Source organism: Bradyrhizobium sp., assembly GCF_019244115.1.
In the GTDB taxonomy this organism is placed as follows: Bacteria; Pseudomonadota; Alphaproteobacteria; order Rhizobiales; family Xanthobacteraceae; genus Bradyrhizobium.
The window spans coordinates 1-4,656 of the sequence record NZ_JAFATE010000468.1; the positions used below are offsets into that span (position 1 = coordinate 1).

Consider the following 4,656-nt stretch of genomic DNA (forward strand, 5'->3'; position numbering starts at 1 on the left):
TTGCGACCAAGGTACCGTTAAGCTCCTGGCCATTGCCTCGGAAGCCGGCGAAATCGAGCAAGGCGTGTCCCCAGACGAATTGCGGGCGTACGCCGTCTGGGAAGCGATAGGTGTTGTGGTCGAAACGATTGCCGCCGCTCTCGATAATGGAAAAATTTTCTGCTCCGGGCGGGGCATCTGACGCGCCGCCGGTCCAGCCGACGCCAAGGTAGGTGATGTCGTTATCGTGGACGTTGTTGCGCTGCGTCTTATAGACGCTGCTGCGCTGCGTCTTGTCGAAGCCGCCGGGGTCGATCTGGCGGTTCTGGTCGATCAGCATGATGGCCCGGCCTTCAGGTCGCACCGTCAGGACATTGCTGTACACCTCGACGTCCTGTGATGCGGCGATCTCAATCTCGGGCCCCCAGAACCAGAGCAGCTTCGCTTGCCCATTTTGACGCAGCGTATTGTTGCGGATGACAGCAGCGTAGGAAATCTCGTGATGAATGCCCGGGCCGGCGTTGTACTCCACCGTGTTGCCTTCGTAGACCACGTTGCGGCAATTGATGTCGCACCACAGGCCGGGACCGACATTGTCGTGGACATGATTATCCCGCATGGTCACGCGATCGCTGTTGCTGCTCTTCACGCCACCGGCCTCCCAATCGAAATCGAAGCCGTAGATGTTATTCGCCCAGATCTCGTTGCCCTCGATCAGGATGTTGGTACTGCCGCTCGCGTTCACGCCCAGCTGTCCGTTGTGGTGGATCTTGCAGTCGACGATCGCGCCGTTCGTTCCCACCGCGACGCCAGCTCCACTGTTGAGGCGAAGTTCCGTGTGCTCGATCCGCCACCCCTTGCCATGGTCGCCGTCCACCGCGCCATCCTGGGCGGGGTTGTAGTATTTCTCGATAACCAGCCCCTTGATCAGGACGTTTTCGGCCGAGCTCTTGAAGGCGAATCGGGTAGCCGTGGCCTCGACCAGCTTGCCGGTCGGATCGTCGACGAAATGGATCCTGCCGGCGGCGCGATCGAAGAAGAACCGGTCGGGCGCGAGCTCTGCTTTGCTTGCGACCTGCTGGAGCGGCTTATCGTCGATGAAAAATCCGAGCGAGAGCGCACAGGCGGGATGCGTCTTTGCGCAGTCTCCGCGCTTGATGCCGATCTGAGACTGCCCCGACGCAACCCAGGTGTCGCCTTCCCGCTCGAAACGCGTGAGCACCCGAGCGCCGTTGAGGACACTGCCCGGCTCGCCGAAGAATCTCTGTCGGTCCTTGGGGACAACGAATTGCAGGCGGTGGATGCCGGCTTTGATGCAGAAGCTTGCGCCGGGCCTGGCCTTCTCGACTGCCGCCTGGATCGACATGTCGGGTGATAGCGCAATGGCGTCCGGCGGACAGGCGGATTCCGCCGCTGTTGTGTCGGGATTGGCCTCGGTCGGCCGGCTGCACATTTCCGAACTCGATGCAGCCAGCGCGACTATCGCCGCAGCGGTCCTCAGCAGCATCGGCGATGCCGAAGCTGTCCTCTTCCGGAAGTGCCGGAGGAGTCGTATCCGAGGGATGTTCATCTCATTGCCTCCCGTTCTGATCGCAAGTGGCGGAGCGCCGGCGTAACGGAGCGCTGCTGCGTGAGCGGTATGAGAGCGCGCCACCGCCAGTACAACGTTTCCCGCCAGCCGTGCGCATCACGGCCGTCGTTGATCGGCAGCTCGAACACGAACAGCGTTGACTGGTGCGGCTCGGAGCTCGAAAGTGGATGCAGCAGCGGCACCCGCGCCGCCGATGCCCAGGCGCACGCGGTAAACCATGGTCGATGCGATGCCCAGGCCGAACAGCGACCAGAACCAGATGCCGAGCATCGGCCCTTCAAGCGCGACATCGAAGGATGCATCGATCACGATCGCCAGCGCGTAACAGGCGACCCAGAGGAACAGGTTTGCCCATTGCGTGTCGCCGCGGCACCGCGCCACGATCTGGGCGTGCAGTAGGCCTGTGAACCAAGCTACCCCCGTGAGCACCCAGAGTGCTAAGCCGGGGACACCGGAGCGAGCCAGCATGGTCATGTGGGCGTTGTGCGGACTCCGCAGTATCGCTTGACCCGCGACGTGGTCGGCGAAGCCGTCGGCTTCGGCCAGGCTGATCCCATAACCCTTGCCGGTCCAGAAATATGGGCCGTTGAACGTGTAGTTCCGGATAGCCTGCCACCAGCTCAGGCGCCATGTCTTGGTGGCGTCGAGGTTGGATGCGTCGCTGGCACCAAAGATACTGTTGAAATTCTCGACGATCTGTGCGGGCCCGATGTACCGTCCTCCCGACAGCGGAACTTCGAGCCCGATCGCATACGCGACGACGAACAGCGCGGCGCTGAGCAGCAGGACCGGCGCGATGCGGCGCATCCTATCAGCCAACACGGCTGCGATGCCGATCGGGATCACGCACGAGAACATGGCGCCACGGCTCGGCGTAACCATGAAGATGTTGACCAATAGCAGCAGCACCCAGGACAGTGGCACGCGGCAAAAGCCGAGGAGCATGAACACCGCAGCGCCGCTCAGGTGCGAGGCGGCCTCGCCAGCGCGGACGTAGGGCAGTACGATGTTGGTTCCTGGAAAGTACAGGCCGCTGGCGTAAAGGTTATCGGCGAAAATGGAGCTTAGATTAAATATCACGCCTCCGATCATGCCATAGAGCCAGGCGAAACGGCCGTAGGCGCGCAGGGTCCAGTTGAGCCGGTCCGGCTTCTCCAGGACCAGCGCGATCACGATGAAGGCGAACAGGCCGTACAGCAGGATGACGCTGTCCCGGATGGCATCAACCCCGTAGGCGGGAACGGAAGCAACTGCTTCCGCTATTACTAACGTGGACAGCGTGGCGAGCAGGAGGCTTGGAACCGTCGCCAGCATGGCGAGGCTGCAGCCGCTGCGGAGGAGGGCGCGGAGGCCGAAGCCGAGTGCGATCTCGCCGACGAACAGCGGCGGGATTCCGAGATAAGCGAAGCCCTTGCCGAGCAGGGCGTAGCCGGCCAGCATGCGGCAGAACAGGCGCATATAGGTGTCGTGTGGGTCCCGCTCCTGCGGGAGTTGGAGCGGAGGATCGCTGTCGGGCGGACGCTGCATGTCACGTCACCGCGGCTCTGCCCATCGCGCGTGGACGCCCCCGATGCGGCGGGGCATGCCGACAACCCGAGGAACTGGTCGCGCGTGTTGAAATACCGGCATTGTTCCCTCGGCGCGTGCGCTATTGTAGTTGGGGCTGATGACGGACAGCGTGCTTGCGCTTAGCTTCCCTGCCGTCGAGCCAAATGGCGAGGCCAACGCCGGCAAGCAATGACGAAAGCAACGCGAGTCCGAGGATCACAAATCCCCTTGGGCTGGTCGGCGTCTGATTTGGCACCGCCAGCTTGACGCTTTGATCGCTGGTAACCCCCTCCTGATCACCATCCTGCCGGCTCGTGACGACCTCAAGCGCGTCGCGCGCGGCGTCAAGGTCCGCAACAGCCTGCAATGTCTTCGGATGCTTGTCGCCGTAGACCGCCAGTTGCTGTTTCAGTTGACCGGCGGCCGCATTCACACTGTCCAACCCGCGCTGGATGGCTTTGTCGCGGAGGTATTGAATGAGGAAGGCGTTGACGACCCGTGCGGCCTCGTCGGGGGAGGGAGCCGCGAACGAAATTGAGATGATGTATGAACGCGTGTCGTTCGTCACCGCGACTTTGTCGCGCAGCATCGCGACCATGCGATCGAATGGCGAATGGTTGCGAGTTTCCGGCAGAAGCGTGGCCCGAAGCCAATCCAGGCTCGCAAGGCTCTGCGTCGCCCATGAGCGTGACGTAGTTGCCTCGGGAACCTGCCACAGACGGGTTGCGACGGCGTGCAAGAATGCATCGGAACGGATCAAATGAGCCTCAGCGCTGACAATGGCCGCCGCGTCGACACTTGCAAACGACTGCTCTCGTCTTCCCTGATCACGCGGGAACAGGTTGGGATAGATGAGGGCCTCCGCTGAATATTTGCGGGGCAGCATCGGTATGGTGATGCACGCGAGCGCCAGCGTGAGCATGACGAGCCATGCGACGAGCCACTTGCGGCGCGCAATCGACCTCAGTATGCCGAAGGCTAGATCTTCATAGTGGTCTCGATAGTCGGAGCGCTCGAACTGAAAATCGGACCGTTTCTCATGATCGAGTTTGAGCGGCGTGTTCATCATCGACCAGATATCTGATCCGACGGCCCACGGGGGAGCGCTTTGGGCGAGGCTTGTGTAACAAAGTGACTACCTCGAAAGATGCGACGACAAGCTCTTCGCCGGCACTCGCGCGCTCGAGTTGTCCAGAGGCGGGGTACCCCGGACGCTTCGTTGACTCCATGCACTGCCGCCGGCACGCTCCACCTCGTAGCATCTGCGTTGGCAGAGCTGAACAGTTGACGGCGTGAATCAAGGGCGCCGTCCGCAGCATGTCCGATACCTTCTTCGCCCGATGAAACGGAACACGCACCGAAAGGGCGAAAAGGTCACAGCACTTGGTCCGGGAAGCGGAGTTGAGACCGGTCCCGATCGGTCATGCAGCACACACGAACAAAGGCTTCAAATGAAAGTAATTCTGTTCTGTGGCGGTCTCGGCACGCGCATTCGGGACGTATCCGAGAGCATTCCAAAGCCAATGATTCCAATCGGG

At 61.8% G+C, this 4,656-nt stretch carries 4 protein-coding genes and 1 pseudogene; 2 read left to right on the plus strand and 3 right to left on the minus strand.

Annotated features, from left to right (window positions below; translation table 11 throughout):
- Positions 1-856 (minus strand): right-handed parallel beta-helix repeat-containing protein (locus JOZ76_RS20580; RefSeq protein ID WP_291701283.1); only part of this gene is annotated, 856 nt, incomplete at its 3' end.
- Between JOZ76_RS20580 and JOZ76_RS20585 the strand changes: the two genes are divergently transcribed.
- Complete coding sequence (locus JOZ76_RS20585) at positions 842-1,354, plus strand: hypothetical protein (protein ID WP_291701285.1); 513 nt, start codon at positions 842-844, stop codon at positions 1,352-1,354. The genes JOZ76_RS20580 and JOZ76_RS20585 overlap by 15 nt on opposite strands.
- A gap of 312 nt (positions 1,355-1,666) precedes the next feature.
- Here JOZ76_RS20585 and JOZ76_RS20590 read toward each other — a convergent pair whose 3' ends face one another.
- Both JOZ76_RS20590 and JOZ76_RS20595 read right to left on the minus strand, forming a co-directional pair.
- Positions 1,667-3,097: an O-antigen ligase family protein gene (locus tag JOZ76_RS20590; RefSeq protein WP_291701287.1), complete on the minus strand. Its 1,431-nt coding sequence runs from the start codon at positions 3,095-3,097 to the stop codon at positions 1,667-1,669.
- A 121-nt stretch (positions 3,098-3,218) separates the two neighbouring features.
- Positions 3,219-4,187, minus strand: a complete 969-nt coding sequence (locus JOZ76_RS20595; protein ID WP_291701289.1) for a Wzz/FepE/Etk N-terminal domain-containing protein — start codon at positions 4,185-4,187, stop codon at positions 3,219-3,221.
- A 382-nt stretch (positions 4,188-4,569) separates the two neighbouring features.
- Here JOZ76_RS20595 and JOZ76_RS20600 point away from each other — a divergent pair.
- Positions 4,570-4,656: pseudogene (locus JOZ76_RS20600) on the plus strand (glucose-1-phosphate cytidylyltransferase); the annotation flags it as partial.

What these genes read in the sequence shown, in the direction of transcription:
- JOZ76_RS20585 (WP_291701285.1), top strand. Translation starts at nt 842, where the DNA reads ATGGTCGCCGTCCACCGCGCCATCCTGGGCGGGGTTGTAGTATTTCTC.
- JOZ76_RS20590 (WP_291701287.1), bottom strand. Translation starts at nt 3,097, where the DNA reads ATGCAGCGTCCGCCCGACAGCGATCCTCCGCTCCAACTCCCGCAGGAG.
- JOZ76_RS20595 (WP_291701289.1), bottom strand. Translation starts at nt 4,187, where the DNA reads ATGATGAACACGCCGCTCAAACTCGATCATGAGAAACGGTCCGATTTT.